Below are 26986 nucleotides of genomic sequence, written 5' to 3'. Positions count from 1 at the left end.
GCCCGGGCGGCTCAGCCGGTGCGGTAGACCAGGGCCGTCGCGATGCCGGCGATGCCCTCGCCGCGGCCGGTGAAGCCGAGCCCGTCGGAGGTGGCGGCGGAGAGCGAGACGGGCGCGCCCACGGCGGCGGAGAGGACCTTCTGCGCCTCGTCACGCCGCTTGCCGATCTTCGGCCGTACGCCGACGACCTGGACGGCCACGTTGCCGATCTCGAACCCCTCGGACCGGACGATCCTGGCCGCCTCCGTCAGCAGCGTGACACCTGCGGCGCCCGACCACTCGGGGCGCCCCGTGCCGAAGTGCTGCCCGAGGTCGCCGAGGCCGGCGGCCGAGAAGAGCGCGTTGCACGCGGCGTGTGCGACGACGTCGGCGTCGGAGTGGCCGGCGAGGCCGGGGCCCTCGCCCTCCCAGAGCAGGCCCGCGCACCACAGCTCGCGGCCCTCCTCGAAGGCGTGGATGTCGGTGCCGATCCCGACGAGCGGGATCACGGGTGCGTGGCCGGGGGTCTCAGAAGGCCCGGATGTCTCAGAAGCCATCGTTCGCCCTCCTGCGTGCGAGTACCGCCTCGGCCAGGACCAGGTCAAGCGGCCGGGTCACCTTGAACGCCTCCTCGTGGCCGGGAACGACCACGACGGGCGCGCCCAGCTGCTCGACCATGCCCGCGTCGTCGGTCGCGCCCTCGCCGCTGACGGCGGCCTGCTCATGGGCGCGCACCAGCGTGGCGCGGTCGAAGCCCTGCGGGGTCTGCACCGCGCGCAGCCGGGCCCGTACCGGAGTGGAGAGCACCGGCTCGGGCTCCCCCGGCGCGCCGGGCTCGACCTCCTTGACGGTGTCGGCGAGCGGCAGCGCGGGGACGACGGCGGGCGCTCCGTCCCGTACGGCCTCGATCACGGCGTCCACCGTGTCGACGGGTACGAGGGGGCGGGCCGCGTCATGGACGAGGACGGCGGAGACATCGGCGGGCAGTGCGTCGAGTCCGAGCTTCACCGATTCCTGCCGGGTTTCGCCGCCGGGCACGACAACGAACTCGGTGCGCTCGGGCAGGGCGTGCTCGTCGAGCAGGAGCCTCACCTCGGGCGCTCCGTCGGGCGGTGCGACGACCACGACCAGGGAGACGTGGCGGGAGGCCGCCATGGCTCGTACGGCGTGGACGAGCATGGGCGTCCCGCCCAGCGCGCGGAGCGCTTTGGGGGCGCCCGGGCCGAGCCGTACGCCGCGGCCGGCCGCGGGAATCACGGCGGCGGTGCGGTAAGGACGCGATTGATCAGACATCGGTTGCACTCCGAAGCATCGGCATGTTTGTCTCCACGGCGGACGTGGGTATGGCCACAAGCGAGCCGGGCGCTACGCCATGACTCGACCGGGACCCTTTCCGTGACCCCGGGCGAGACGGGTGTCGCCCGGGCCGCTCGGGATCGGCCTGACACGTCGACTTCACAAGATCGCGAGCAAAGTACCGGGGGATCGTCGATGAGGCCAACGCATCGGCGCATCGGGGAGAACATCCGGATTCGATTCGTCGGGCCGTGCCGGGCGCAGGCGTCCGTCGGCACCGGCTCCGGGTTTCACCCACTGCGGGCGGTCGCACAGGTCGAAGCCGGACATGCCGCAGCGCCCGACGACACACCGTGTAAACGGCTGGTCAGCGGGCACCGCGGCACATTATTTACGACCGGTGCGATCCGGTTCAGGACGCGAGAACCTCGTCGAGAAGAGCCTCGGCCTTGTCCTCGTTCGTGTTCTCCGCGAGAGCGAGCTCGCTCACCAGGATCTGGCGAGCCTTGGCGAGCATGCGCTTCTCACCTGCGGAGAGTCCACGCTCGCGCTCACGACGCCACAGGTCGCGAACCACTTCCGCGACCTTGATGACATCGCCGGATGCGAGCTTCTCGAGATTTGCCTTGTAGCGTCGGGACCAGTTCGTCGGCTCCTCGGCATACGGTGCGCGCAGCACCTCGAAGACCCGGTCCAGCCCTTCTTGCCCGACCACGTCACGCACACCTACGAACTCCGCATTGTCCGCCGGTACACGCACCGTCAAGTCGCCCTGAGCGACCTTGAGCACCAAGTAGGTCTTGTCCACGCCTTTGATCTGGCGAGTTTCGATAGCCTCGATCAGCGCGGCCCCGTGATGGGGATAGACCACGGTGTCGCCAACCTTGAACGTCATGTGACAGGTACCCCTTCCGTGGCTATCAAGAGTAACACGAGAACTGCTTCTCCTGAATGGCGTTTTCGCAGGTCAGGGCATATCTCGGGGCTTGACAACTGCAACACGGACGTGCTGCGGAAGGTCGGCGGAGGACGGTATTCGCAGGTCGGAGCGGCTGTGCGGGCGAGGAGAAACGCGGACGTTACACCCACCGGAACCCGCTCGGAAGTGGCGAGACGTCCCGTTTTGCCGGGTTCCACGGGATGAACATTCTGCACGCCGTTCGGCGATCGATCATCCGTACGGCGGCAAGAGCGTCCGGCAATTGGGTGGGCGGGCCCTCTCGGGGGCCCGTGGCCAATGAAATTGATCAACGCCGGACGCCGTGAGGATTATGTGGCAATGAATGCCCCGCGCACCCCTGAACAGGGACGCGAAGCGCGAGGCGAACCCGCGATGGAATTGATCAACCGCGTTATGTGAACGGCGTGCGAAATGATCTCGCGGACGCCGGCCCGCCGATCCAGGGACCGCCACCGCGCGGATCCCGGACCCTCACACCGCCGATCCCGGGACCGTCACTCCGCCGATCCCCCGGTCGTCAGGGGCGGGTCGGGTGCGGGGCGGGGACGGGGGCTCGGTAACCTGGCCGCTGACACACCCTTAGGGCGGCTTTACACCGCTCGCCCGACCCGTCCGCACGTCCGCTCGTTCAAGGAGTTGCCGCCGCCGTGAGCCGCAGCCTTCGACACGGCGCCCTCGCCGCCACTGCCCTCGTGTTCTCCGTCGCCGCGCTTTCCGCATGCGGAGCCGGCAAGGATGCGCAGACGCTCGAAGTCAGGCCTGACAACGCCGCCACGTCGTCCGGCGACATCAAGATCCAGAACGTCAACGTGATCACCCAGCCGGAGCGCGACGCCAAGGGTCCGGCCGTCGTCGCCGCCACGCTGTTCAACAGCGGCACCAAGGCCGAGACGCTCGACGCCGTCACCCTGACGGGCGGCAGCGGCTCCGTGACGCTGCACCCCGCGAAGGGTTCGGGACCGCTCGTCGTACCGGCCGGCGGCACGGTGATCCTCGGCGGCCGGGGCAATGCCGCCGCCGTGATCGAGAACGGCAGCGAGGCCACGCTGAACGGCAACGTGCAGACGCTGGTCTTCAAGTTCAGCCGGACCGGCGACATCGCGCTCGGCGCGACCGTCGTTCCCGCCGCCGGTTACTTCAAGGACTTCGGCCCCAGCGCGCAGCCGGAGCCCCCGAAGAACCCGGAGAACCCGGAGAAGTCGAAGAAGTCTCCCGAGGCGACGCCGTCCGGTTCCGCGTCCGAGACAGCGGGCGCCACGACCGGCTCGGGGGCTGAGGGCGACACGACCACCCCGAGCGACGCGGCGTCCGACTCGCAGCAGCCGGGCTGAGCGCGCCCCGCATGACACGTACGTACGGCTGAGGCCGCCTCCCGGACCGGGAGGCGGCCTCAGCCGTTTCTTCTGTCCTGTGACCCCGGGCCGGTTTACGGCTCGAACTTGTACCCGAGGCCCCGCACGGTCACGAGGAACCGCGGGGCGCCCGGGTCCGGCTCGATCTTGGCGCGCAGGCGCTTCACGTGGACGTCGAGCGTCTTGGTGTCGCCCACGTAGTCCGCCCCCCAGACCCGGTCGATCAGCTGCATCCGGGTCAGCACCCGGCCGGCGTTGCGCAGCAGCATCTCCAGCAGGTCGAATTCCTTCAGCGGCAGGTCGACCTTGCCTCCGGAGACGGTGACGACGTGACGGTCGACATCCATCCGCACCGGTCCGGCCTCCAGCGCGGCCGGGGTGACCTCCTCCGGCTCCCCGCGGCGGCGCAGCACCGCGCGGATGCGGGCGACGAGCTCGCGGGAGGAGAAGGGCTTGGTCACATAGTCGTCAGCCCCTATCTCCAGGCCGACGACCTTGTCGATCTCGCTGTCCTTGGCGGTGACCATGATCACCGGGACGTTGGACTTGCTGCGCAGCTGCCGGCAGACCTCGGTGCCGGGCAGGCCGGGCAGCATCAGGTCGAGGAGCACGAGGTCGGCGCCGTTGCGCTCGAACTCGTCCAGGCCGTCGGGTCCGGTGGCCGCGATGGCGACCTCGAAGCCTTCCTTGCGGAGCATGTAGGACAGGACGTCGCTGAAGGATTCCTCATCCTCGACGACAAGCACTCGGGTCACGGAAGAGCCTCCGGGGCAGGGAATGAATCAAAGGTGTCGGGTGCGGCGCCCGGGTGGGACGCCTGGTCGCCGTTGACGATGAGGGGGCCGCCGGCGGTGCGGTCCCGTTCCCGTACGGAGCCCGCTTCGGGCAGCCGCAGGGTGAAGGTGGAGCCCTGTCCCTCCGAGCTCCAGACGGTGACCTCCCCGCCGTGCGAGGCGGCCACGTGCTTGACGATGGCGAGGCCGAGGCCCGTGCCACCGGTGGCACGGGAGCGGGCGGGGTCGACGCGGTAGAAGCGTTCGAAGACCCGCTCGCGGTCCTTCTCCGAGATGCCGATGCCCTGGTCGGTCACGGCGATCTCGATCTCGTCGCCGCCGGGCACGACCACCCGGCGGGCGGCGATGCCGACGCGGGTGTGGGCGGGGCTGTAGTTGACGGCGTTCTCGACGAGGTTGCCGAGGGCCGCGGCGAGCTGGCCTCGGTTGCCCCATATGCGGAGCTCGGCGGTGCCGCCGGCGGCCATGGTGATCTGCTTGGAGCCGGCCTGCTGCCGGCAGCGGTCGATGGCCTCGGCGACCAGTTCGTCGACCCGGACCGGTTCGGCGTCCTCCAGCGGGTCGTCGTTCTGCACCCGGGAGAGGTCGATGAGTTCCTGTACGAGGTTGGTGAGCCGGGTCGCCTCGATCTGCATCCGTCCGGCGAACCGCTCCACCGCCTCCGGATCGTCGGAGGCGTCCATGACGGCCTCCGAGAGCAGGGACAGGGCGCCGGTCGGGGTCTTGAGCTCATGGCTGACGTTGGCGACGAAGTCGCGCCGGACCGCTTCGATGCGGCGGGCCTCGGTGAGGTCCTCGACCAGCAGCAGCACCAGCCGGGAGCCCAGCGGGGCGACCCGGGCGGAGACCGCGAGGGCCTCGCCCCGGCCCGTGCCGCGCCGGGGCAGGTCCAGCTCGACCTGCCGTATCTCCCCGTCGCGGCGGGTGTCCCTGGCCATGTTCAGCATCGGCTCGACGGACAGGCGACCTCCCCTGACCAGTCCCAGCGCGTACGCGGCGGAGCTGGCCTTGACGACGCTGTCGCTCTCGTCGAGCACGACCGCGGAGGAGCTGAGCACGGACAGGACCGTGTCGACGCCGGGGGGAAGGGGGGCACCGCTGTCGGGCCGCAGGGACGTACGCGTGGGTTTCTTCTGGTCGCGCTCGCTCCAGCGGAACGCCAGCATGGCGATCACACCGGTGCAGACCCCGGCGATCGCTGCAGCTGCGGCGACCGCCGCGTTCACGTCCATGTGCTCCAGGTTATGCGGCCCGACGGACACTCTCCCAGCCGTCCGGGTGCCTGTCCGAACACTCGTCGCCCAGAGTTCACCGAGGGGCAAGGGCCGGTTCACTTGTGCGGCCGGAACCCGACGCGTACGCCCGTCACGGTGGCACGGTGGGGTGCAGAGCGGCCCCGGACTCGGTTCAGGACTGGAGAGGGACTTCCCATGCGTGACGCGTACCACGAGGAACTCGACTCGATCGGCGAGGGCCTGGTCGAGATGGCCCGGCTCGTCGGTTCGGCGATCGGCCGGGCGACGACGTCCATGCTCGACGCCGATCTCAAGCTCGCGGAGACCGTGATCGCCGCGGACCAGAAGGTCGACGACCTCCAGCACGACCTGGAGGCCAGGGCCATCGCGCTGCTGGCCCGCCAGCAGCCGGTGGCGACCGACCTCAGGATCGTGGTCACCTCGCTGCGGATGAGCGCCGACCTGGAACGCTCGGGCGACCTCGCCCAGCACGTCGCCAAGCTGGCCCGGCTGCGCTTCCCGCAGAAGGCGGTCCCGGACGACCTGCACGCCACCATCCTGGAGATGGGCCAGCTCGCGCAGCGCCTGATGGCCAAGGCCGCCGAGGTGATCATCACCAAGGACGTCGATCTGGCGCTCCAGCTGGAGCAGGACGACGACGAGATGGACCTGCTGCACCGCACGCTGTTCCAGCACCTGATGGACGACCGCTGGAAGCACGGCATCGAGACGGCCGTCGACGTGACGCTGCTCGGCCGCTACTACGAGCGGTTCGCCGACCACGCGGTGTCGGTGGCCAAGCGTGTCGTCTACCTGGTGACGGGCGAGCACGCGGACGACATCCAGCAGCCGACGCCGGTCGAGGGCGCGTAGGCGGTACGGGCACGGGGCACGGGGCGCGACCAGGGAGGGAATCCGCACACGTATTCCTGCGCGTGTGCGCCGTTGATGCGCCCGCCCGGGTGGGCATGCAATGGGGTGGGGCGGCACGACCTTTCCGTACGCCCCGGTCGTGGGCCCGGGGCGGGCGTACGGCCTGTCGTACACCTTGAGGAGGAACCATGGCCGATTCCCCCACGACCGAACCCCAGCAGGAGACACCCGCCGACGTGGCGCACCGGGGCGTCCTCGGCGCCTGCGGCTGCGGCTCGGGCTGCGGGTGCGGCTGCCAGTCCGGCGCGCCGTGCCAGTGCGGCGGCTGCTCCGGCTGACGGGCGCGCGCAGCGACGACACCGGGGCGGCCCCGCGCGGGGCCGTCCCTGGACTCAGGCCGCCGTCTCCACGGCGGCTTCGGTTCCGGCGCCGGCCGGAGTGCCTCCCGAGACCGCGGGGGCCGTCGTCACGTCGTCGCGCGGCAGGTTGCGCATCAGCAGCCAGTATCCGAACGCCGCGACGGTGCCGAGGAGCGCGCACGTCCCCCAGAGCCACCCGGCCCCGAAGCGGTCGATCACCACTCCGGACATCAGTGGGGCGACGAGCGCCGCCGCCGACCAGGACAGGGCGTACATGCCCTGGTAGCGGCCCCGGCCGTGCACCGGTGAGAGCTGGACGACCAGACCGTTCTGCACGGGCGCGTTGACGATCTCGGCGATGGTCCAGACGCAGATGGTCAGCGCGTAGACCCCGACCGAGCCGGCGAAGGCCGTCAGCCCGAACCCGTACCCGGCGAGCAGGGACGACACGATGAGCAGCCGGCGCGGGTCGCGGCTCTGGATGAACCGGGTGACGGGGATCTGCAGGACCACGATGAGAACGCCGTTGACGGCGACCGCCGTACCGAAGTCGGAGCTGCTGAACCCGTCGGCCCCCATGGCCACCGGCAGTCCCACGTACCCCTGCTGGAAGATCAGGGCGATCACGAAGGACAGCCCGACGACCCCCATGAACCGTCCGTCGCGCAGTACCGTGCCGAGCCGCACGCCGTCGGCCGCGGCGGCGTTCGGGACCGTGGAGACGGCCTCGCTCGGCCGGGACTCGGGCACCTTCGTGAAGACGACGACCGCGCAGATCAGGGTCATCACCGCCTCGCCGACGAAGCCGACGAGGTAGCTGTACTCGGCGACGAACCCGGCGCCGGCGGACGAGACCGCGAACCCCAGGTTGATCGCCCAGTAGTTGATCGAGAAGGCCCGCACCCGGTCCTTCGCCGGGACGATGTCGGCGATCATCGCCTGGACCGCGGGGCGGGACGCGCTGCTCGCCATGCCGACGACGAAGGCGACGGCGGCGATCGCCGCCGGGTGGACCATGAAGCCGAGCACGGCCACCGAGACGGCGGTCGAGAGCTGCGCGACGAGCATCGTCGGCCGCCGGCCGAAACGGTCCGTCATCACCCCGGCCACCAGCGAGGCGACGACCCCGCCGAGCCCGTGCAGCGCCACGACCAGGCCTGCGTACGAGGCGGAGTAGCCCCGGTCCAGGGTCAGATACAGGGCCATGAAGGTGGCGACGAACGCCCCGAGACGGTTGACCAGGGTGCTGGTCCACAGCCACCAGAACTCCCTGGGGAAACCGGAGACGGCTTCATGGGCGGCCCGCCTGAGACCGGCGACTGACATGCGGTTTCCCCCCGGGGGTGTAGCGATGCGACCTGCGGGCGGTAAGTGGTCCGCCACCGGTCCGTACATTACGAATCCGAGGCCCGGCCCTGCCACTCAATTGACGCCGCCCGTCAATCGGGCACCACCCCCGCCACCGGCGACAAGCCCCCGCCTGTCCGCCCTGTGGCCGGGCGCGCGCGGCTCGTACGGGTTCGATTACGCTCGGACCCATGGCCGACGCACCGTACAAGCTGATCCTCCTCCGCCACGGCGAGAGCGAATGGAACGCGAAGAACCTGTTCACCGGTTGGGTGGACGTAGACCTCACCGACAAGGGCGAGAAGGAGGCGGTCCGCGGCGGTGAGCTGCTCAAGGACGCCGGCCTGCTCCCCGACGTCGTGCACACCTCCCTCCAGAAGCGCGCCATCCGCACCGCCCAGCTCGGGCTGGAGGCCGCGGACCGCCACTGGATCCCCGTCCACCGCTCCTGGCGCCTGAACGAGCGCCACTACGGCGCCCTGCAGGGCAAGGACAAGGCGCAGACGCTCGCGGAGTTCGGCGAGGAGCAGTTCATGCTCTGGCGCCGCTCGTACGACACCCCGCCGCCCGCCCTCGAGGACGGCACCGAGTTCTCGCAGAGCGACGACGCGCGCTACGCGACGATCCCCCCGGAGCTGCGCCCGCGCACGGAGTGCCTCAAGGACGTCGTCGTCCGCATGATGCCGTACTGGTACGACGGCATCGTCCCGGACCTGCTGACCGGCCGCACGGTCCTGGTCGCCGCCCACGGCAACAGCCTCCGGGCCCTGGTCAAGCACCTCGACGGCATCTCGGACGCCGACATCGCGGGCCTGAACATCCCGACGGGCATCCCGCTCGCGTACGAACTGGACGAGAACTTCCGCCCGTTGAACCCGGGCGGCACGTACCTCGACCCGGACGCGGCGAAGGCGGCCATCGAGGCCGTGAAGAACCAGGGCAAGAAGAAGTAGGCAGGACTGAGGAAGCCCCCTGCCTGCGGGTTCTCCCGTAGGCAGGGGGCTCTTTGCTGCGCCGGGGTCCGGTGGGGCCCTGTGCACGCTCAGTACTGCATGTAGCCGGGGACCGTGGCCGGGCCGAAGAGGACTGCGCTCGTTTCGTCGTGCTGGCGGCGGTGGCGGCCGTTTCTGCCCACGTCGGTGATGGGCATGGCGAGGGTGAGCATGCCGTCGTCGGCGAGTGCCTGCACCCGGATCAGCAGCGCCCGTACGCTCACGTTCAGTTCGCTCGCCACCGTCTGCAGGTCGACGCCGGACTCCCAGCTCCACAGCAGGACGGAGTCCATGCTCGGCGTCCAGGCGGCGCTCTCCACCGGGGCCTGGGGGATGGACGGCGGCATCTGGGGTGGCGCCGGGGTCTGGTGGGGCGGGTCGGCGGCGGGGAGGGGCAGTTCCTCCCTGGGGTGCGGCAGGCCGTCCGTTGCCGGGGGTGGGCCGCCGGCGGGTTCCGGTTGTGGCTGTGGAGGGTTGCTGAGGAGGGATTCCGCGACGGATCGCGCGTCGTTGCGCCCCACGGTGCGGCGCGCCAGGCGCACCTCGCGCTCGTTCAGGCCCAGCAGTTCGGCGATGGCCCCGTCGTCGCCGACCGTGACGGCGAACGCGGCGAGGGTCCTGCATCGCGCCGCCTGTGCCTCGTCGAGTACTTCCTGCGCCTGGCGCATCTCCTCGTCGTTGGCGAGGAAGGCTTGCGCCAGGACGGTGTTCCGCTCCCAGAATTCACGTGGTTCCACGCCTGTCACAACGCCTCGACGCGTGCGGGGAACGGATACCGGGGACAAAAGGGTCCATGCGGCCTAATCGGCGACTCTGCAGATCTGACGATCATCCGCCTTCCGGTCGGCGAGGTCAGCCCTCTCCGGCCGCGTCCTGCGAGCCCGGCCGGGACGGCCGCCATCCGTGGGTCAGCAGGTCGAAGACCGCCTCCACGGCCGCGCGCGGGTCCTGCCGGCCCGTGGCCAGGGCCGGGACGTCCAGAACGAAGCGGGCGAGCGCGGCGCAGGCGATGTCATCGGGTTCCCGGCCGAGTTCCTCCGCGATCGCGGTGCCGAGGGCGCCCGCGTGCCGCACCCACATGCGCTCCCCGTACTCACGCAGCGCCGGACTTCCGTCCACCAGCGCGGTGAACGGGCCCAGTCGGGGATCCGATGCGAGCCGCCCCCAGGACGTCAGCGCGTGAGCGCGGAGCGCTTCGGCCACATCCTGTCCGGCCGGCCGGTCCCTGACGGCCGCGATCAGCTCGGCCTCGACCTCCGCCTCGCGGTCGAATACCAGGGCCTCTTTGCTCGGGAAGTGCGCGAAGAGGGTCGTCGTCGACACATCGGCCTTCTCGGCGATGTCCCGGACGCTCACTCGTTCGAAGCCGTGCTCCAGGAAGAGCTCCAGGGCGGCGTCGGCGATGGCCTGCCTGGTCGCGGCCTTCTTGCGCTCGCGGCGGCCAACGGCCGGGGTGTCGGGCATGCCCTCACCGTACCCCACCACTGGAACGAGACAGAAAGTGGCACGGAACCGAACCTGGCCCGAGGCCAAAACTGACCCAAGACGGAAACTGGAACAGTTGCAGTTTCTTAGTCGTTTCTGCTTTGGTGGTCCCGATACGGGGCTGCCGCCCTTCGCGGCGCGGCACCGGCCGCATCGCCGCGCTGCGGCGGCCGTCGGCACCCCGGCCCTCGAAAGGAATCCACCGTGAACTCTCCGACACCCTCCAGCGCCCGCATCAGCATCATCGGAGCCGGCCCGGGAGGCCTGACCTGCGCGCGCATCCTTCAGCAGCACGGCATCGCGGTGACCGTGTACGACCGCGACCCGGACGCCCACTCCCGTAACCAGGGAGGCTCGCTCGACCTGCACGACGACGACGGCCAGCTCGCGCTGCGCGAAGCCGGCCTGCTGGAGGAGTTCTTCGCCCTCGCCAGGTTCGAAGGTCAGGAAATGCGCCACCTCGACCCGGCGGGGAACGTCCTCGCCCACCATCTGCCGAACGAGGGCGAAACGGCCAGTCCCGAGATCGACCGGGGACAACTGCGCGAGCTCCTGCTGCGCTCGCTCACCGAGGGAACGGTCCGGTGGGGCCGCACGCTCGAGTCGGTGAGCGGACCTGACGACGGGCCGCGCACGCTGATATTCGCCGACGGAACGACCGTCGAGACCGATCTCGTGATCGGGGCGGACGGCGCCTTCTCCCGCGTACGCCCCGCGGTGTCGTCCGCGACACCGGTCTACACCGGCGTCAGCTTCCTCGAAGCGTGGTTCGACGACATGGAGAGCGCGCACCCCGGACTGTCCGAACTGGTCGGGAAGGGCAGCGCCCACGCGGCCGACGGAAAGCGTGGCCTCTTCGCGCAGCGCAACAGTGGCGGCCACATGCGCGTCTACCTCATGCAGTGCGTCCCCGCCAACTGGATCGCGGCGAACGGGCTCCGCCCCGAGGACACCGAGGGCATCCGCGCCCACCTGCTGAGGGAGTACGCGGACTGGTCACCGCGGACGCTTCGGCTGATCACCGACAACGACGGCGCCTACGTCGACCGCCCGCTCCTCGCCCTGCCGGTGCCGCACACCTGGGAGCACTCTCCCGGCGTGACGCTCCTCGGAGACGCCGCCCACCTCATGCCGCCGCTGGGTGTGGGCGTCAACCTCGCCATGCTCGACGCCGGCGAACTCGCGCTCGCACTCGTGCACTCCGCCACCGTCGACGACGCCGTCCGCCGTTACGAGAGCACGATGCTGCCGCGTTCGGCCGAGATCGCCCGGATGCTCGAAGGCGGTGCCCAGTCGATGCTGGACCTCTTCGAGTCCGACGAGCGGCGCTGACCCCTGCATTCCGGGTCGCGGCAACTGCCGTGACAGCCCGCGCCGATGCGGACGGCATGGCCGGGAGTGACGCCCCTCACTCCGCGTCGTACTCTGTGGCGCATGCGGGGAGAACGGGGAGAGCAGCCATGAGTGAGCCCCTGAAGACCTTTGTCGGCGGCGCCGAGGTCGAGGTGCCCAACAGCATTCCGGCCATCCGCGACGCCCTGCCCGAGGCGCTGCGCGAGGAGTTCGACAGCGCCATCAACGAGGCCGGGGTGAACGAGATCCAGGCCGTGATGCGGCACTGGATGCTGGAGGCCGTACCCGATCCCGAGGCCGAACGGATCCTGGACCGGCTGGCGCGCGACGAGGCCGAGAGGCGGAGCCTCGCTTGAGCTTCCGGATCTCCTACGCGCCGCCCGCCGACGACACCCTGGCCAAGATGCGGGACGGCGACACCTTCCGGGACGAGATGGCACGCACGCTGGGCCACGCCCCGTACGGGCACGGCTCGACCGCCGTCAAGGAGGAGCACGATCGCCGCGAGGCGACGGTCGCCGGGGCGATCGTGCTCTATTACGTCTCCGGGTCGGTCCTGACGGTCACCGTGGTGCGGCTGGTGCCGTTGCCCTGAACGGCCGTCGCCGTGGTGCGGCGGTCCCGTTCGCGGGCCTGGACCTCACCGCCGTGCTGCGCGCCCCACTGTCCTGACCAGCGGTCAGGCGAGCTTGGCCGCCTGGGCGTCGATGACGGCGGTCGGCATGTCGAAGTCGCCGCCCGCGCCGGACGCGCCCAGGTTGAGCGCTGTCAGCGAGGCGAGCGTGGTGCCCTTGCGGATCTCGATGAGCTTCATCGCGCTCTTCTCGCCCTCCGCCTCGACCGTCACCGTCCAGGCGACGGCTTCCTCGCCGCCCTTGACCGGCACCTCCGCGATCTCGGTGACCTTCTGCTTCGATCCGGCGGCGGTGAAGGTGAAGCCGGAGGCGCATCGGGTCGCGGCGGTCCGCAGGCCGGCCAGCGCATCCCCGGCGCCCTTGCCGTCGTACGAGGACAGCGTGGCGAGCGTCGTCGTGATGTCGAAGGCCGCCTTGAACGCCTCGGCCGGGTCGTCGCTCTCCTTGTCGCCGCCCTTCTTCGGCTCGTTGGCGATCCTGCGCTGCGTGGACGCCGCGGGCGTACCGGACTTGGCGCCCATCAGCGCGTCGGCGAAGACGTCGCAGTCGGCCTTGTCGGTGTTGACGGCGTCGCCGGCGATCGAGTCGGCGGGGCCGGCCTTGACGATCTTGTGGCCCTTGACGTCGCCCTGGGCGAGCGAGGCCTTCTCCAGCTCGGCAGCGGTCAGCGCCTTCGCGGACGACGTGTCGGCGCCCTTGTCCGCGGGCTTCGCGGAGGCGCCCGCCTTGCCGTTGTCCTTGCCTGCGCCGTCCCCGGAGTCCGACCCGCAGGCCGCGGTGAGCAGCGCCAGGGACATCACGGTGGCGGCAACGGCGGTACGGCGTATGGCAGTGGGTCGCATGGCCCGTCTTTCTGTCTCAAGGTGTCTCGTCCGCGCGAGAGCAGCCGTCGCCGGGTTCGGCGCGGCGGTGTGAAGTCGTGAGGTTTGCCAACTCTATGAGCGTGCTGTGGTTTGGCAATCCGTCAAAGCGGGCATCGCCCGAGATCGTGACGACGTCGTGATCACCTCTTGAAGGCTCTGCACTGGGCATTTGCCACAGATGGCAGCAACACGTCAGGGGTGGCTGCTCTCGAAGGGGTCTCTGGTGCCGATAGGTTCCGTCCTGTCCACGGTGCTCCGTTCCGTGGGTGTGTCCCCGGAGCTGGTCGCCTCGTGCGACGCGCTGACCGGCGGCACGTACAACTCCGTCACCCGTGTCGCACTCACCGACGGTCGGCGGTGGGTGGTGAAGACGCCGCCGCCGGACGGGGACCATCTCCGGTACGAGCGCGACCTGCTGGTGAACGAGGTCGCGTTCTACACCGCCGCGGCCGCACTCGCCGAGGAGACCACCGTCCCCGCCGTCGTGCACCACGGGCTCGGCCCGGCCACCCCCGGGGGCCCGTACGTGATCATGACGGAGCGTCCCGGGCGGCCCTGGCACGACATCGCCGGCGTCCTGACCGGCGTCGACGAGCGCCGGCTTCGCGCGGAGCTGGGGCAGATCGTCGGCCGGCTGCACACCGTGCCGGGGCCGGGCGGTTTCGGCTACCCGTCCGCCGCGCTCGGCCCGTTGGCCGCCACGTGGCACGAAGCGTTCACCGCGATGACCGATGCCGTGCTGGATGATGCGCGGACATACGGGGCGCGGCTGCCGCGTACGCCCGCGGACATCCGCCGCCGGCTCGGCGCCGCTTCGTACGTACTGGACGACGTCTCCCGGCCCGCCCTGGTCCACTTCGATCTGTGGCGGGGCAACGTCCTGGTCGCCGGGGAGCCGGGTGCGCGGCGGATCGGCGGGATCATCGACGGGGAGCGGATGTTCTGGGGCGACCCGGCCGCCGACTTCGTCTCGCTCGCCCTGTTCGGGGACATGGAGCAGGACGAGGACTTCCTGAGCGGGTACGGGTCGGCGGCGCCGGGCGGACCCGTGGAGTTCGACGGTTCGCTTCGGCTGCGGCTCGCGCTGTACCGGGCCTACCTCTACCTGATCATGCTGGTGGAGACGGTGCCCCGGAGGACGTCCGGCGAGCAGCTGGAGTGGACGTGGAACGAGGTGGCGCCGCGGCTCGAAGCGGCGCTCGACGACGTGGAGTCGGCGCTGCGGGCCCGGGGGTGACCGTGACCCGCGCCACGAGCCCGGTTCACGGCGAAAGAGTCGTGCACCGGGTAAATCCTCAGCGAAACACGCCAGGTGGCGTGGGCCTGTTGACGCCCGTCAGCGCGCGGGGCGCTGGGTCAGATGGGTGAACGCTTCGAGGTTCCGCGTGGACTCGCCGCGCGACACCCGCCACGCGTACTCCTTGCGGATCGCGCTCGCGAAACCGAGCTCGAGAAGGGGATTGAAGGCGCCGTCGGCCGCCTCCAGGACGACGCCGAGCAGCCGGTCCAGCTCCGCGGGCGTCACCACGGAGAGCGGCAGTTTGCCGACGAGGTAGACGTCGCCGAGCGAGTCGATCGCGTAACTCACGCCGAAGAGCCGGAGGTTGTGCTCCAGAAGCCAGCGGTGCACCGCCGCGTCGTTCTCGTCGGGGTGGCGGATGACGAAGGCGTTGAGGGACAGCGAGTGCGTCCCGACGATGAGCGAGCAGGTGGTGGCGAGCTTGCGGGTGCCGGGCAGCTGAACGACGTAACTGCCGGGCCCGGGGCTCTCCCAGCCGAGTCCGGCATCCTTCAGCGTCGCCTCGATGACCTGCGCGACCCGTGTGACCTGCGGCGTGGCCGCTTCCTCTGGTACGTCAGCCATGAGGCGAGCGTACGTCAGCGGTGCGGCAGGCGGCGCGGCCCGCGTCCTCACCCGTGGTGCGTGCGTACCCGGCGCCGGTGGTCCTGCACGGCCGCGGTGTACACGTCCGCGGTCGCCGCGGCCGCCGTGTCCCAGCCGAAGCGCTGCGCGTGTGCGGCGGCCGCGCCGCCCATCCGCTCGACGAGCTCCGGCGCGTCCGCGAAGCGCGCCAGCGCCTCCGCGTACGCCTCCGGGTCGTGCCCGGGGATCAGAAAGCCGCTGACCCCGTCCCGTACGGCCACCGGCAGACCGCCCACGGCCGCCGCGACGACGGGGGTGCCGGCCGCCTGCGCCTCTATGGCGACCAGGCCGAAGGACTCGCTGTACGAGGGCATGACCAGCACCGACGCGGCGCGGAACCAGTCGGCGAGCTGGTCCTGCCCGACCGGCGGGTGGAACCGCACCACGTCGGCGATGCCCAGGCGGGCGGCCAGCTTCTGCAGCCCCTCCGGCTTGGCGAGCCCACTGCCGCTGGGACCGCCGACGACCGGCACGACGATCCGGGACCGCAGCGAGGGGTCCCGGTCGAGCAGGGCGGCGACGGCGCGCAGCAGCACGTCCGGGGCCTTCAGCGGCTGGATGCGGCCGGCGAAGAGCGGGATCAGGGCGTCCTGCGGCAGCCCGAGACGCGCGCGGGCCGCGGCGCGGCCGTCGGCGGGGCGGAAGCGGTCCAGGTTGACGCCGGGGTGGACGACGTCGACGGCGCCCGGGTCCGCCTCGTAGAAGCGGACCAGCTCGCCGGCCTCCTCCGCGGTGTTCGCGATCAGCCGGTCGGAGGCGTGCACGATCTGGGTCTCGCCGATGACGCGCGCGGCGGGCTCGGGGGTGTCGCCCCCGGCGAGCGCGGCGTTCTTGACCTTGGCCATGGTGTGCATGGCGTGGACGAGGGGGACGCCCCAGCGCTGCGCGGCGAGCCAGCCGACCTGGCCGGAGAGCCAGTAGTGGGAGTGCACCAGGTCGTAGTAGCCGGGGCGCTGGCCGGCCCACGCCTGCATCACGCCGTGCGTGAAGGCGCAGAGCTGGGCGGGCAGCTCCTCCTTGGCCAGACCCTCGTACGGACCCGCGTCGACGTGGCGGACCAGGACCCCAGGCGCCATCTCGACGGCCGGCGGCAGCGCGCCGGTGGTGGAGCGGGTGAAGATCTCGACCTCGATGTTGATGGCGGCCAGGCGCTTGGCGAGCTCCACGATGTACACGTTCATGCCGCCCGCGTCGCCCGTTCCCGGCTGGTGCAGCGGGGAGGTGTGGACGGAGAGCATCGCGATACGGCGCGGCTTGCGGTGGGCGCCGGGGAAGGAGCCGGTGAAACCTGCGGGGAACCTGAGGCGCGGCGCGACACGGCTGCTGCCGAGCCGGGAGACGTACTGGCTCACGTCGTCCGCTCCTCCTCGCTCAGGGCCCTCGTACCGGCTTCGTTCACCTTCGTGCAGGCATGGAGCCGGAGGGGCGCGCGGTCCCTTTCGGAAAGCTGGAACAGCGGAATCCCTTCTTTCATTTCCGTTTTGCCAAATCATTACGTACGGCCCCAGCGCGTCGAGGGGGGCGGCCGCCGCCTCCGCCAAGTCGTTACGCTCTGTGTCATGCGCCCGATCGGCACCGCGACCCGCGGGACCACCAACCCGAACCGGCTGCGCCGCATGGACCGCTGGATCGCCGCCACGCACGGCCCCGCCCTGCGTCGCGCCGACGCCCCCGTGGCGGTCGACCTCGGGTACGGCGCCGCCCCGTGGACCGCCGTCGAGCTGCTGGAGCGACTGCGCACCGTCGAGCCCCGCACGTCCGTGGCCGGCATCGAGATCTCGCCGGAGCGCGTCGAGGCGGCCCGGCCGTACGAGCGCGAGGGCCTCACCTTCCTCCACGGCGGCTTCGAGATCCCGCTGCCCGGACGGCCCGATCTGATCCGGGCGGCGAATGTGCTGCGCCAGTACGACGAGGACGAGGTCGACGTGGTCTGGCGGCGGCTGTGCGCCCGGCTCGCGCCGGGCGGCCTGCTGGTGGAGGGCACCTGCGACGAGATCGGGCGCCGTCATGTGTGGGTGGCGCTGGGCCCGGAGGGTCCTCGCACGGTCACCTTCGCGACCCGGCTCGGCTCCCTCGGCCGCCCGTCCGACCTCGCCGAGCGGCTGCCCAAGGCTCTGATCCACCGCAATGTGCCGGGCGAGCCGGTCCACGCCTTCCTGCGCGACTTCGACCGGGCCTGGGCGGCGGCGGCTCCGTACGCCTCGCTGGGCGCCCGGCAGCGCTGGATCACGGCCGTACGGGCCCTGTCGGGCGAGTGGCCGCTGACCGACGGCGTACGCCGGTGGCGCCAGGGCGAGGTGACGGTGGAATGGGCGGCGCTGCGACCTGAATGGAGACCCAACACGCGGAGAACAGGGTGAACTCCGCCGGCATCGGGAACACCGGCTCGGCATCGTTCGTCCCAGAACAGGGGGCCTGAACCAGGGGCCGGTCCCGGGGCCCTTCCAGGGGGTGGGCCCGGGAGCCGGGACGCGGGGGGCGGCCGGGCCCGGGAGCGCTGCGGCGGTCCGGGGGCCCGCGGAGATGTGTCTGCCTCTGTTGCTTTTCGGTAGGGCATGGCACGATCTCGTCGGCGCCATAAGTTACTGACGGTAAATCAGATTCTGTTCAGGTCCGCAGGGATCCGTCCGGAGGGGGAGCTTCGTGTACCGACGCCACTGTGCCGCTGCCGCGATCACTCTGGTCTGCGCCATGGCCGTCCTGGCCTCACCGGTCCAGGCCCTCGCCGCACCCGCACCCCCGTCGCCCGCCTCACCCGTCACGGACCGGCCGGCGAAGAAGAGCCTCGAAGAGGTCCGCCAGGAGATCGACGGCCTCTACCGCGCCGCCGGGTCGGCCACGGACGCGTACAACCTCGCCGAGGAGAAGGCAAAGGAGCAGTCCGGCGAGATCGTCAAGCTGGCCCAGGCCATAGTGGAGGGCCAGGCGAAGATCGCCGAGCTCAAGAACCGGGCAGGCGCCCAGGCCCGCGAGGAGTACCGCAACGCCGGACTGCCGCCGGGCGCCCGGCTGATGCTCAGCGGTGACCCGGAGCTCTTCCTGGACGGGGTCAGCCGGGCCCGCCAGGGCCAGAAGGCCGCCAAGGGGCTCCTGGGGGAACTGAACAGGACCCAGGAGGACTTGGAGACGTACACGCAGGACGCGAGCACCAACTGGACCAAGCTCGAAGCCAATCGCGTCAAGCAGGCCAAGGCCAAGAAGAAGATCAACGGACAGATCGCGGCGGCGAAGAAGCTGGAGTCCCAGCTGGAGAAGAAGGAGCGGGAACGGCTCCTCCAGCTGGAGCAGGAAGCGGAGTACACGTCGCAGACCGCCTGGCTGGGTTCCGGCGCGCTCAAGGAGATCAACCGCGAGGCCAGCGCGACCGGCAGGAAGGCGGTGGCTTTCGCCACCTCCAAGATCGGCCTGCCGTACGTGTGGGGGGCCGTGGGCCCCAAGTCGTACGACTGCTCCGGCCTGACCTCCCGGGCCTGGGCGTCGGCCGGGCGGCCGATCCCGCGCACCTCGCAGGAGCAGTGGCGGCTGCTGCCGCACATCGCGATCAAGGACATGCGCCCCGGCGACCTGATCATCTACCACCGCGACGCCAGCCACGTCGGGATGTACATCGGCGACGGCGCGATCGTCCACGCCCCACGCCCGGGCCGGAACGTGACGCTCGCCGGGGCGGGCTCGATGGAGATCCTCGGGGTCGTCCGCCCGGACCGGTAGGGCGGTCGCCGGCCGCTCGCGGGGACGGCAGGCCCAGCCCGTAGCCGCGACTGCTCCCCCGGCCCGCCGGGCCGCCCGGCAGACCCCCGCGGCCCGCCCGGGCACGCATCGCGATGGCCCACGACACTCCCCGCGACCGCCGGCGTGAGCGGTGCCACTCCGCCGCGGGCGGCGGGCGTGACCTTTGTCATGCCGTCCCGCACGCCTCCGGAGGCCACATCGCGCCGGATCCGTGTCCTGACGCGGCATATGGCGCTGCATATGACGGAGGCCGAGTGCCGTGCACCATTCCGTTCCCGCATCCCGTACCGCTATCGTCCCCGTCTGGCGGGTCGTCGATCGTCCTCCCGCCGCGCCCTCGGGGGGAGGGAAGGAAACCCGAACCGATGCCCGTACCCGTACCGCAGCAGCAGAGTGCCGCTCCCGCTGCGGAGGCCAGCAACGGCGCCGACCTCACCCTCCTGGTGATCGAGGACGACCCGGCGCGCACCTTCAGCGCCCCGGAGCTCTCCGCCGCGGCCGGTGCCCGGGTCCGTATCCGCGCCGCCCGCAACCTGACCGAGGCGGGCCGGCTCCTCACCGCCGACGTCGACTGCATCCTGCTGGACCTGGCGCTGCCGTCCGGCGCCGAGACGCGCGGCGGGCCGGACACGGAACCCGACGAGCTCGCCACGCTCAAGTACGTGCTGCGGATCGCGCCCCGGCACGCCGTGCTCGCCCTCACGGCCGAGGACGACGCCGAGCTGGCCGCCGAGGCGGTACGCGTGGGAGCGCAGGACTACCTCTTCCGCGGCGAGCTCGACGGCAGGCTCCTCAGCCGCGCCATCCGCTACGCCGTCGAACGCAAACGCGCCGACGTCGCCCAGCACCAGCTCACCGAGTCCCGGCTGCGCGCCCAGGAGAACGCCCGCCTGGAGCGCGGACTGCTGCCCACCCCGCTGCTCGACGGCTCCGATCTGCGCTTCGCGGCCCGCTACCGCCCCGGCCGCAGCCGCGCGCTGCTCGGCGGCGACTTCTACGACACGGTCCGCACCCCCGACGGCACCGTGCACGCGATGATCGGCGACGTCTGCGGCCACGGCCCGGACGAGGCGGCCCTCGGCGTCGAACTGCGCATCGCGTGGCGGGCCCTGACGCTGGCCGGACTCTGCGGCGACGAACTGCTCTCCACGCTCCAGCAGGTCCTGGAGCACGAACGGCAGAGCGAGGAGATCTTCGCGACGCTCTGCACGGTCGACATCGCCCCGGACGGCCGCCGCGCGGGCCTGTGCCTGGCGGGCCATCCCGCACCGCTGATCACCCGCCAGGGCCGGGCCGCGCACCTGCTTCCGTACGACGACGGCGGCCCGGCACTGGGCCTGCTGCCGCGCGCCCGCTGGCCGCGCCGGCAGGTGGAACTGGGCGGCTCGTGGAGCCTGATGATGTACACCGACGGGCTGATCGAGGGCCGCGTCGGCAACGGCACGCAGCGCCTCGGTCAGGACGGCATGGTCGCGATGATCAACCGACAGCTGGCCGAGGGCCTGACCGGCGAGGACCTCCTGGAGGCTGCGGTCACGCACGTCCGCGAGCTGAACGGCGGCGAACTGACCGACGATGTCGCGGTCCTGCTGCTGGACCGCGACCAGGACACCGCCCGCGACAGAGCCCGCAACCGGACGCGGAACGACGACCGGGGCCGGAGCATCCCGCGCCCCCGCCCCGGACAGGTGTCACCCGCAGGCGCTCAGCGCCCGCCGTTGTAGGGCCCGTACGGCCCGTCGCTGCTGGAACCGCCCCGTCGGCGGCCGCCGCCCGACACGGCCCTGAGCGCGGGCCGTACGTCCACGAAGAACACGATGGACGCGATCAGCCCGGCGATCTGCAGGAAGAGCATCGGAACCCAGAGGTTCACCACCACCGCGATGCCGAGAATGATCAGCCAGAACGACTTCTTCTGCTTGTCCGCGGCGCGGTAGGCGTCCTCACGGGCGATCGCGGCCATGACGAAGGCCACCACGGCGAGAACGGTCATGGCCGTGTAGATCAGCCCGAGAAACGACTGGAAGCCTTCGAGCAACATGTGATGCACCGCCTAGTGAGTGGATGAGCGCCTCGCGGCCAAGGTACCGGGACAACGACCGGAACACCCCGAAAGGTGCCCGCCCGCTACCCCGGCACACCTGCCGGGCATCGGCCCGCTACTTGGCGGTGGGAGGCGTGGTCTTCTTCGCGGCGGGCTTGCGCACGGGCGCCTTCTTGGCGGCCGCGGGCGACTGCTTGTCCTCGGCCTTGACGGCCCTGGGCGCGGGCTTGGGCGCCACCGGCTTGGCGGCGGGCTTCGGCTCGGCCTTCCCCGTCTCCGGCTTCGACTCCTTGCGCGGCTCGACGACGACGGCGATCTCGACGATCTCCTCGGCCGTCTCGCCACGCCACGTCCGCACGCTCTGCTCGCCGCGCTCGGCGACCTTCTCGTACGTCTCGCGGGCCTTGACCGCGTACTCCGCGGCCACGCCGACGCCTCGCAGCGCCAGGTCCTGGGCGCTCTCGCCCAGCTTCTTCAGGTCGGTGTCGAACGCCCCGATCACCTCGCTGACCTTGGCCTGAAGGCTGGCCTGCGCCTCCTTGGCCTGCTCGGCCACCTTCTCCTGCACGGCCTTGGGGTCGGTGTTGCGCACCGCCTCGATTCGCTCCGGCGCCTCGGCCCGCAGCTGCTCGATCAGGGCCGGAACCTTCCGGGCCTGCTGCACGGCGAGGTCGGCCGTACCGGCGGCGAAGTAGAGGGGGGTCGGGTCGGTGAGGGTCTTGCGCAGGTCATCGGTGATGGCCATGACTGTGGTCCTCCCGGATCATCAGAATCAGTGTGAGGGTTTTGAAGGCTTTGAGCCTGTATCTGTACCTGTATCGGCAGCACCGCCATCGGCACTGAGGGGCGCATCCGCACCGGAAACGCGCCCCTCCTCGTCCGCAGCGTCCCGGGGCTCGTCCTCGAACCCGTTCTCCTTGCGGAAGGAGGCGTAGATCTGCAGCAGTACGCTCTTCTGCCGCTCGTTGATCGACGGATCGGCCAGAATCACCGCCCGCGTCTCCAGCTCCTCCCGCTCCCGCTCATCCAGGATTCCGGCCCGTACGTACAGGGTCTCGGCAGAGATCCGCAGCGCCTTGGCGACCTGCTGAAGGACCTCGGCGCTGGGCTTGCGCAGCCCGCGCTCGATCTGGCTGAGATAGGGATTGGACACCCCGGCGGCCTCGGCGAGCTGCCGCAGCGACAGCTGCGCGGTACGGCGCTGCTCGCGCAGGTACTCGCCGAGATTGCCGACGTTGAGTGAGGCCATGTACCCGATGGTGGACCTGGTTGCTAACTTTTGCAAGCACCCGCTTGCAAAAGTGTTCGGCGCCACTCGGACGGGTGAGTGTGCCTGAGCACAAGGCCCTCCACGAATCGCCGGGAGGCGGCGTTGTCAGTGGGCCCTGCCAGGGTCTGCGTCGTGGATGAACTGGTGGAGCGGGTGGACGGTCGAGATCGCGTGCTGGGGGTGGTCAGCCGTCGGGAGGCCGTCCTGGAGGGCTGGCTGCACCGGGTCGCCGTGACGGCGTGCCGTGATGATCGTGGCCGGATCCTCGTTCACCGGCGGTCGGAGCAGCTGTCGCGCTTCCCCGGGCTCTACGAGGTCGTGGTCGGGGGCGCCGTAGGTATCGGCGAGTCCTATGAACAGGCCGCCGCGCGGGAGCTGGCCGAAGAGCTGGGCATGCGTGCGCTGCCGCGCCTGCTGTTCACGTTCATCAACCGCAGCGGTCTGAGCCCTCACTGGCTCGGCGTGCACGAAGCCGTGGTGCCGGACGCGGTCGTCCACGATCCTGATGAGGTCGCCTGGCACGGCTGGCTGACCGAGCCCGACCTGCGGTCGGCGCTGCTGGAGTGGCACTTCACCCCGGACAGCCACGAAACCTTCAGCCGGTATCTCCGGTTCCGGAGCGCGCGGTCCTGAGTTTGTCCCGCGTGACGTGGTTCGCCTGCCGGGGCCGCAAGGTTGTCGGTGGCCGGAATTACAGTCGTCGCTGTGACGGATGACGAACTTCGAGAAGCGCTGATCCCCTTTCGAACGCGGGCGGTTGAGGAGGGATACCCCTGGGAGGACATAGATCCGCTACCCGTCGAAGAGGTGGACCGGTGGATCGGCCACGTCCGGCCGTGTGCGGTCCTCACCCGTGGCGGGGCCGGGCCGGTCGCGGGCAGGTTCGGCGGGCCGCTGCTGCTGCCCGCCGGCGTCCCGGACCCTGGGCACCCGTACCTGGCGTCCGTCGACTTCGCCGCGCTGCCGAAGGATGCGACGGACCTCCCCCTGCCGCCCGACGGACGCCTGCTGCTCTTCGCCTCACTCGACGAAACGGACGGCGACGGCAACTGCGGCGAGGCCTTCTACGTCCCGGCCGGCACACCGGTGGAGGCGCGCGACAAGAACGCCTGGAAGGGCTACCCCGGTGATGACGACTACCAGGAGATCGTCGGCTCCTACCCGCAGGGCGAGTTGAGGGCCCGGACCGAACCGGACCTGCCGTACCACCCGCTCCCCGGGTTTCCGCACGCCGACGAGCTGGCCACTGTCTGGTGCGACGCCTCCGACAGAACAGGGCATCTTCAGATCGGCGGATACGCGGACCAGGAGGACTCCGACCGGAACCCGCTGGAAACCGTCGCGAGCCGCGCCGCCCGCCAGGCGAAGCGGGGGCGTTGGGGCGGTGATGAGCCGGTGTCGGACGCCGTCGAGGACTGGGTTCTGCTGGCCCACTGGAACCCGGACATCAGCGGCCGGGAAGGCGCGGACGTGCAGTGGGGAATCCGGCGCGCGGACCTGGAGGCCCGTCGCTTCGACCGCACCTTCAGCACCGTCTACTGGAATCCCTGACCCGGCCGACGGAGGGCGTCACTCCAAGCGGTCAGATACAGGGCGTGCACAGGGGCCGCTCGGACCTCGCTCTCTGCCCGGCAGGGGGCGCGCCCCGGCAGGAGCCTCGGTGAGAGCAGCCAACGACGGCAACGAGACCGTGCCGACCGTCGTCGTGGCCGGCCGGCCACACACCAACGCCGACCCCGAGTGGGTGCGCGAACAACTCTCCCTCCGCGTGGCGCGGGCTCCGGGGCCGGCGGAAAGTCACTCGCTTCCCGTCCCGCCCAGCGGTGAGACTCCCCCCATGACGTTGCACGAGAACGAGATCCCGGTCGACGAGACACTGGTCCGGGCGCTGCTGAAAGCGCAGCGACCGGAGTGGGCCGCCCTGCCGTTGTCGCCCGCGGGTGAGGGCACCGACAACACGATGTACCGGCTGGGTGACGACCTGCTCGTGCGGCTTCCGCGAACCGCCGACAACGGTCACTCCGTGCGGAAGGAACAGCAATGGCTTCCTCGACTGGCGCCCCTGCTTTCCTGTCCGATTCCCGAGCCCGTCCACGCCGGAACGCCCACCGAGGTCTTCCCGCTGGTCTGGTCGGTCCATCGCTGGATCGACGGTGACGAGGCCGGCCCCGACACCGTTCGGGACTGGGCCGCCTTCGGCGTTGACCTGGCGGCGGTCGTGGGGGAACTGCACCGCGCCGACCTGATGGGGGCGACGCGCGCAGATGGCCTCAGCTGGTATCGCGGAGGGGGCCTGGGGCCGTGCGACGAGTGGATCAGCAAGTGTCTCGACGATTGCCGAGCCACCGTGGGGGCGGAGCTCGACGTCGACACTCTGGAGCGGTTGTGGCGCCCCGCGCTCGCGCTGCCCGAGCCGGCCGGACCTCATGTGTGGCTCCACGGCGACCTCAAGCCGACCAACCTCTTGGTCCGGGAAGGCAAGCTGCACGCGGTCATCGACTTCGGAGGACTGTCGGTCGGTTTTCCCGACGCCGAGCACTCCACGGTCTGGGACCTTCCGCCCCAGGCGCGACAGGCGTACTGGAACGCCTTGAACCTCGACGACGCGACCTGGAACCGCGCCCGCGCCTGGGCGATCGCGGTGGGCGTCAGTGGAATCTCGTACTACTGGCGCACCTTCCCCGCCTTCGTCGCCGAATGCCGGGCACGGCTTGAGGCGATCCTCGCTGACGCCGCCGCACGCTGAGTGCCCTCCTCGATGCCGCCTTCTCAGCGCAGCGCCTCCGCCAGTCCGACGATGATGCCCTCCGGGCCGCGGACGTAACAGAGCAGGTAGATGTCCTCGAACCGAGCGATCTCGCCGATGACTTCGCCGCCGTGAGGGCGCAGGCGGGCCACGGTGTCCTTGATGTCGTCGACGGCGAACATCACGCGGTGCGTGCCCAGGATGTTGTGCGGCCGGTTGCGCGGGCCGTCGCTGGTCGCCGCGGGGGTGCGGTACTTCGACAGCTCGAGCCGGCTGTGACCGTCCGGGGTCCGGAGCATCGCGATGTCGCAGTGGACGCCTTCGAGCCCGGTGCACTGGTCGGCGACGGGGCCCTTGACCTCCGTCCTGCCCTCGAGCTCCATACCGAGTTCCACGAAGTACGCGACGGCCGCGTCCATGTTCTCGACGACGATGCCGACGTTGTCCATTCGCTGAATCGCCATGCTGATTCTCTCCCTGTTCCTCGCGCGGCCGGCGGCCGCTTGCCGCTGACGCCCCTGGGACGGAGCCGGTGGCCCGTTCTCGACATCCTCGGACCACCGAACTCCGAAAATCTCGACCGCGGCCCTCAGCCCCGCCGCACCAGCATGCTTCCTCGGCGATTCGCAGTAGGCGCGCTTGGGCCTGGCGCTACCCCGATTGGCTTACTCGTGTGACGCTGGAGAAGCCGTTGGGCGTCCGCCGCGCGAGAGGCCGGGTCACGCGAAATGCCGCGGGCCCGAAACCGTCTGATCGCGCGTCCGGACCGGAGCGCGGGCGGCCATCCCGCCGTCAGGCGGGGCGGGCGCTGCGGAAGGCGCGGCGGTAGGTGTCCGGCGGGACGCCGACGATCCGCTTGAACTGGCGCCGCAGCGTCGTGGCGGTCCCCATGCCGGTGGCGGCCGCGACCGCCTCGATGCTCTCGTCGGTGGCCTCCAGCAGCTCCTGGGCGCGGCGCACGCGCTGGACCAAAAGCCACTGGATCGGCGTCTGCCCGATCACCGAGTGGAACTGCCGCCCGAGGTGCCGCGGGCTCGTGTTCGCCTTCCGCGCCATGTCGGTCACGGACAGCGGCTGGTCCAGCCGCTGCTGCACCCAGGCGAGCAGCTGGGCGAGCGCGTGGTCGCCCGACGCCTGCACGGGGGTGGACGCGAACTGGGCCTGGCCGCCCGGCCGGTGCGGCTGCATGACGAGGCGGCGGGCGACCGAGTTGGCGACGGCCGCGCCGTGGTCCAGGTGGATCAGGTGCAGGCAGAGGTCCACGGCGGCGGCCTTGCCCGCGGAGGTGAGCACGCTGCCGTTGTCCGTGTACAGGACGTCCGGGTCGACCTCCGCCAGGGGATGGCGCGCGCTCAGCTCGGCGGCGTGGGCCCAGTGGGTCGTGGCCCGCCGGCCGTCCAGCAGGCCCACGGCGCCGAGCACGAACGCGCCGGTGCACAGCGAAGCGACCCGCGCGCCCGCCGCGTGCGCCGCGCGCACGGCCTCGACCAGTTCGGCCGGCGGGGGTACGTCGATGTCGACGCACGCCGGCACGATCACGGTGTCGGCGGCCGCCGCCCGGTCCAGCCCGTGGTCGGGCTCGATGGTGAACGGTCCGACCTTCACCGGACCCGGGCCGCAGAGCAGGACGTCGTACCAGCCCCCCGTCGCCTCGCGCGGCGGGTTGCCGAAGATCTCGTATGCCACCGCCAGTTCGAAGTGCAGCAGGTCACCGGCGGCCAGCAGCGCGACAGTTGGCATGTCCGA

General features: G+C 71.0%; 30 protein-coding genes. 14 read left to right on the top strand and 16 right to left on the bottom strand.

Annotation, left to right across the window (positions count from 1 at the left end; all coding sequences use genetic code 11):
* Positions 1-11: 11 nt before the first annotated feature.
* From ispF to ABTX18_RS28790, 3 genes are all read right to left on the bottom strand, one after another.
* Entirely contained in the window at positions 12-536 is a 525-nt protein-coding gene (gene ispF, locus ABTX18_RS28800) for a 2-C-methyl-D-erythritol 2,4-cyclodiphosphate synthase (protein WP_352125697.1), read from the bottom strand.
* Positions 526-1272, bottom strand: coding sequence for a 2-C-methyl-D-erythritol 4-phosphate cytidylyltransferase (gene ispD / locus ABTX18_RS28795; RefSeq protein ID WP_352125696.1), 747 nt, complete (start codon positions 1270-1272; stop codon positions 526-528). Before ispD ends, ispF begins: the two co-directional genes overlap by 11 nt.
* Before the next feature lie 415 nt (positions 1273-1687).
* Positions 1688-2170, bottom strand: coding sequence for a CarD family transcriptional regulator (locus ABTX18_RS28790; protein WP_006380568.1), 483 nt, complete (start codon positions 2168-2170; stop codon positions 1688-1690).
* 713 nt (positions 2171-2883) lie between these two features.
* Here ABTX18_RS28790 and ABTX18_RS28785 point away from each other — a divergent pair.
* Complete coding sequence (locus ABTX18_RS28785) at positions 2884-3567, top strand: DUF461 domain-containing protein (protein WP_352125695.1); 684 nt, start codon at positions 2884-2886, stop codon at positions 3565-3567.
* A 95-nt stretch (positions 3568-3662) separates the two neighbouring features.
* Here the strand turns inward: ABTX18_RS28785 and phoP are convergent, their stop codons facing one another.
* Both phoP and phoR read right to left on the bottom strand, forming a co-directional pair.
* Positions 3663-4334, bottom strand: a complete 672-nt coding sequence (gene phoP / locus ABTX18_RS28780; protein WP_469544019.1) for a two-component system response regulator PhoP — start codon at positions 4332-4334, stop codon at positions 3663-3665.
* Positions 4335-4339: 5 nt separating this feature from the next.
* Positions 4340-5614: a two-component system sensor histidine kinase PhoR gene (gene phoR / locus ABTX18_RS28775; protein ID WP_352125694.1), complete on the bottom strand. Its 1275-nt coding sequence runs from the start codon at positions 5612-5614 to the stop codon at positions 4340-4342.
* Positions 5615-5812: 198 nt separating this feature from the next.
* On the opposite strand from phoR, the gene phoU reads away from it, so the two are divergent.
* Positions 5813-6490 carry a phosphate signaling complex protein PhoU gene (gene phoU, locus ABTX18_RS28770; protein WP_352125693.1) on the top strand — a complete coding sequence of 226 codons (678 nt, stop codon included), beginning with the start codon at positions 5813-5815 and terminating at the stop codon, positions 6488-6490.
* Positions 6491-6678: 188 nt separating this feature from the next.
* On the top strand, positions 6679-6828 hold the full coding sequence (locus ABTX18_RS28765; RefSeq protein WP_351003609.1) for a hypothetical protein: 150 nt from the start codon (positions 6679-6681) through the stop codon (positions 6826-6828).
* Between the two features lie 54 nt (positions 6829-6882).
* On the opposite strand, the gene ABTX18_RS28760 is transcribed toward ABTX18_RS28765, so the two are convergent.
* Positions 6883-8175: an MDR family MFS transporter gene (locus ABTX18_RS28760; RefSeq protein ID WP_352125692.1), complete on the bottom strand. Its 1293-nt coding sequence runs from the start codon at positions 8173-8175 to the stop codon at positions 6883-6885.
* 212 nt (positions 8176-8387) lie between these two features.
* Between ABTX18_RS28760 and ABTX18_RS28755 the strand changes: the two genes are divergently transcribed.
* Positions 8388-9149 (top strand): phosphoglyceromutase, encoded by a 762-nt coding sequence (locus ABTX18_RS28755; RefSeq protein ID WP_352125691.1) that lies wholly within the window; start codon positions 8388-8390, stop codon positions 9147-9149.
* Positions 9150-9238: 89 nt separating this feature from the next.
* Here ABTX18_RS28755 and ABTX18_RS28750 read toward each other — a convergent pair whose 3' ends face one another.
* Together ABTX18_RS28750 and ABTX18_RS28745 are read right to left on the bottom strand one after the other, a co-directional pair.
* Entirely contained in the window at positions 9239-9925 is a 687-nt protein-coding gene (locus ABTX18_RS28750; protein WP_352125690.1) for a hypothetical protein, read from the bottom strand.
* A gap of 115 nt (positions 9926-10040) precedes the next feature.
* Complete coding sequence (locus tag ABTX18_RS28745) at positions 10041-10652, bottom strand: TetR/AcrR family transcriptional regulator (protein WP_352125689.1); 612 nt, start codon at positions 10650-10652, stop codon at positions 10041-10043.
* A 225-nt stretch (positions 10653-10877) separates the two neighbouring features.
* Here ABTX18_RS28745 and ABTX18_RS28740 point away from each other — a divergent pair, with 225 nt between their 5' ends.
* The 3 genes from ABTX18_RS28740 (at position 10878) to ABTX18_RS28730 (ending at position 12621) form a co-directional block, all read left to right on the top strand.
* Positions 10878-12005 carry an FAD-dependent oxidoreductase gene (locus ABTX18_RS28740; protein WP_352125688.1) on the top strand — a complete coding sequence of 376 codons (1128 nt, stop codon included), beginning with the start codon at positions 10878-10880 and terminating at the stop codon, positions 12003-12005.
* A 128-nt stretch (positions 12006-12133) separates the two neighbouring features.
* Complete coding sequence (locus ABTX18_RS28735; RefSeq protein ID WP_352125687.1) at positions 12134-12382, top strand: hypothetical protein; 249 nt, start codon at positions 12134-12136, stop codon at positions 12380-12382.
* Positions 12379-12621 carry a hypothetical protein gene (locus ABTX18_RS28730; protein WP_352125686.1) on the top strand — a complete coding sequence of 81 codons (243 nt, stop codon included), beginning with the start codon at positions 12379-12381 and terminating at the stop codon, positions 12619-12621. Before ABTX18_RS28735 ends, ABTX18_RS28730 begins: the two co-directional genes overlap by 4 nt.
* An 84-nt stretch (positions 12622-12705) precedes the next feature.
* On the opposite strand, the gene ABTX18_RS28725 is transcribed toward ABTX18_RS28730, so the two are convergent.
* Positions 12706-13503 carry a hypothetical protein gene (locus ABTX18_RS28725; RefSeq protein WP_352125685.1) on the bottom strand — a complete coding sequence of 266 codons (798 nt, stop codon included), beginning with the start codon at positions 13501-13503 and terminating at the stop codon, positions 12706-12708.
* 244 nt (positions 13504-13747) lie between these two features.
* Between ABTX18_RS28725 and ABTX18_RS28720 the strand changes: the two genes are divergently transcribed.
* Positions 13748-14761 (top strand): phosphotransferase family protein, encoded by a 1014-nt coding sequence (locus tag ABTX18_RS28720; RefSeq protein WP_352125684.1) that lies wholly within the window; start codon positions 13748-13750, stop codon positions 14759-14761.
* 99 nt (positions 14762-14860) lie between these two features.
* Here the strand turns inward: ABTX18_RS28720 and ABTX18_RS28715 are convergent, their stop codons facing one another.
* Together ABTX18_RS28715 and mshA are read right to left on the bottom strand one after the other, a co-directional pair.
* Positions 14861-15388 carry a type III secretion system chaperone family protein gene (locus tag ABTX18_RS28715; protein WP_352125683.1) on the bottom strand — a complete coding sequence of 176 codons (528 nt, stop codon included), beginning with the start codon at positions 15386-15388 and terminating at the stop codon, positions 14861-14863.
* A 47-nt stretch (positions 15389-15435) separates the two neighbouring features.
* Positions 15436-16800 (bottom strand): D-inositol-3-phosphate glycosyltransferase, encoded by a 1365-nt coding sequence (gene mshA, locus ABTX18_RS28710; RefSeq protein WP_352125682.1) that lies wholly within the window; start codon positions 16798-16800, stop codon positions 15436-15438.
* A gap of 207 nt (positions 16801-17007) precedes the next feature.
* Here mshA and ABTX18_RS28705 point away from each other — a divergent pair, with 207 nt between their 5' ends.
* The 3 genes from ABTX18_RS28705 (at position 17008) to ABTX18_RS28695 (ending at position 20904) form a co-directional block, all read left to right on the top strand.
* Entirely contained in the window at positions 17008-17808 is an 801-nt protein-coding gene (locus ABTX18_RS28705; protein WP_352125681.1) for a class I SAM-dependent methyltransferase, read from the top strand.
* Positions 17809-18091: 283 nt separating this feature from the next.
* On the top strand, positions 18092-19159 hold the full coding sequence (locus tag ABTX18_RS28700) for a C40 family peptidase (RefSeq protein WP_352125680.1): 1068 nt from the start codon (positions 18092-18094) through the stop codon (positions 19157-19159).
* Between the two features lie 386 nt (positions 19160-19545).
* Positions 19546-20904 (top strand): PP2C family protein-serine/threonine phosphatase, encoded by a 1359-nt coding sequence (locus tag ABTX18_RS28695; RefSeq protein ID WP_352125679.1) that lies wholly within the window; start codon positions 19546-19548, stop codon positions 20902-20904.
* On the opposite strand, the gene ABTX18_RS28690 is transcribed toward ABTX18_RS28695, so the two are convergent.
* The 3 genes from ABTX18_RS28690 to ABTX18_RS28680 form a co-directional block, all read right to left on the bottom strand.
* Positions 20886-21221, bottom strand: a complete 336-nt coding sequence (locus ABTX18_RS28690; RefSeq protein ID WP_352125678.1) for a DUF2516 family protein — start codon at positions 21219-21221, stop codon at positions 20886-20888. The two genes, ABTX18_RS28695 and ABTX18_RS28690, sit on opposite strands and share 19 nt — an antisense overlap.
* Before the next feature lie 118 nt (positions 21222-21339).
* Positions 21340-21969 (bottom strand): hypothetical protein, encoded by a 630-nt coding sequence (locus ABTX18_RS28685; protein WP_352125677.1) that lies wholly within the window; start codon positions 21967-21969, stop codon positions 21340-21342.
* A 27-nt stretch (positions 21970-21996) separates the two neighbouring features.
* A complete protein-coding gene (locus ABTX18_RS28680; protein WP_352125676.1) occupies positions 21997-22473 on the bottom strand; it encodes a helix-turn-helix domain-containing protein in 477 nt (158 codons plus the stop codon).
* A 153-nt stretch (positions 22474-22626) separates the two neighbouring features.
* Here ABTX18_RS28680 and ABTX18_RS28675 point away from each other — a divergent pair, with 153 nt between their 5' ends.
* The 3 genes from ABTX18_RS28675 to ABTX18_RS28665 all read left to right on the top strand — a co-directional run bounded on the left by ABTX18_RS28675 (position 22627) and on the right by ABTX18_RS28665 (position 25240).
* Complete coding sequence (locus ABTX18_RS28675) at positions 22627-23127, top strand: NUDIX domain-containing protein (protein WP_352125675.1); 501 nt, start codon at positions 22627-22629, stop codon at positions 23125-23127.
* 72 nt (positions 23128-23199) lie between these two features.
* The gene (locus ABTX18_RS28670; RefSeq protein ID WP_352125674.1) at positions 23200-24045 is read left to right on the top strand and encodes a DUF1963 domain-containing protein; all 846 of its coding nucleotides are present in this window, start codon (positions 23200-23202) and stop codon (positions 24043-24045) included.
* Between the two features lie 286 nt (positions 24046-24331).
* Positions 24332-25240, top strand: a complete 909-nt coding sequence (locus tag ABTX18_RS28665; RefSeq protein ID WP_352125858.1) for an aminoglycoside phosphotransferase family protein — start codon at positions 24332-24334, stop codon at positions 25238-25240.
* Between the two features lie 23 nt (positions 25241-25263).
* On the opposite strand, the gene ABTX18_RS28660 is transcribed toward ABTX18_RS28665, so the two are convergent.
* Both ABTX18_RS28660 and ABTX18_RS28655 read right to left on the bottom strand, forming a co-directional pair.
* The gene (locus ABTX18_RS28660) at positions 25264-25704 is read right to left on the bottom strand and encodes a VOC family protein (RefSeq protein WP_352125673.1); all 441 of its coding nucleotides are present in this window, start codon (positions 25702-25704) and stop codon (positions 25264-25266) included.
* A gap of 328 nt (positions 25705-26032) precedes the next feature.
* Positions 26033-26980, bottom strand: a complete 948-nt coding sequence (locus ABTX18_RS28655; protein WP_352125672.1) for a GlxA family transcriptional regulator — start codon at positions 26978-26980, stop codon at positions 26033-26035.
* Positions 26981-26986 lie beyond the last annotated feature (6 nt).

Origin of the sequence: Streptomyces sp. NPDC096323, from assembly GCF_040302845.1 — a bacterium.
Lineage (GTDB): Bacteria > Actinomycetota > Actinomycetes > Streptomycetales > Streptomycetaceae > Streptomyces.
Note: the sequence above shows the minus strand (reverse complement) of the source record. Positions and strands in the feature narration are given on the sequence as shown.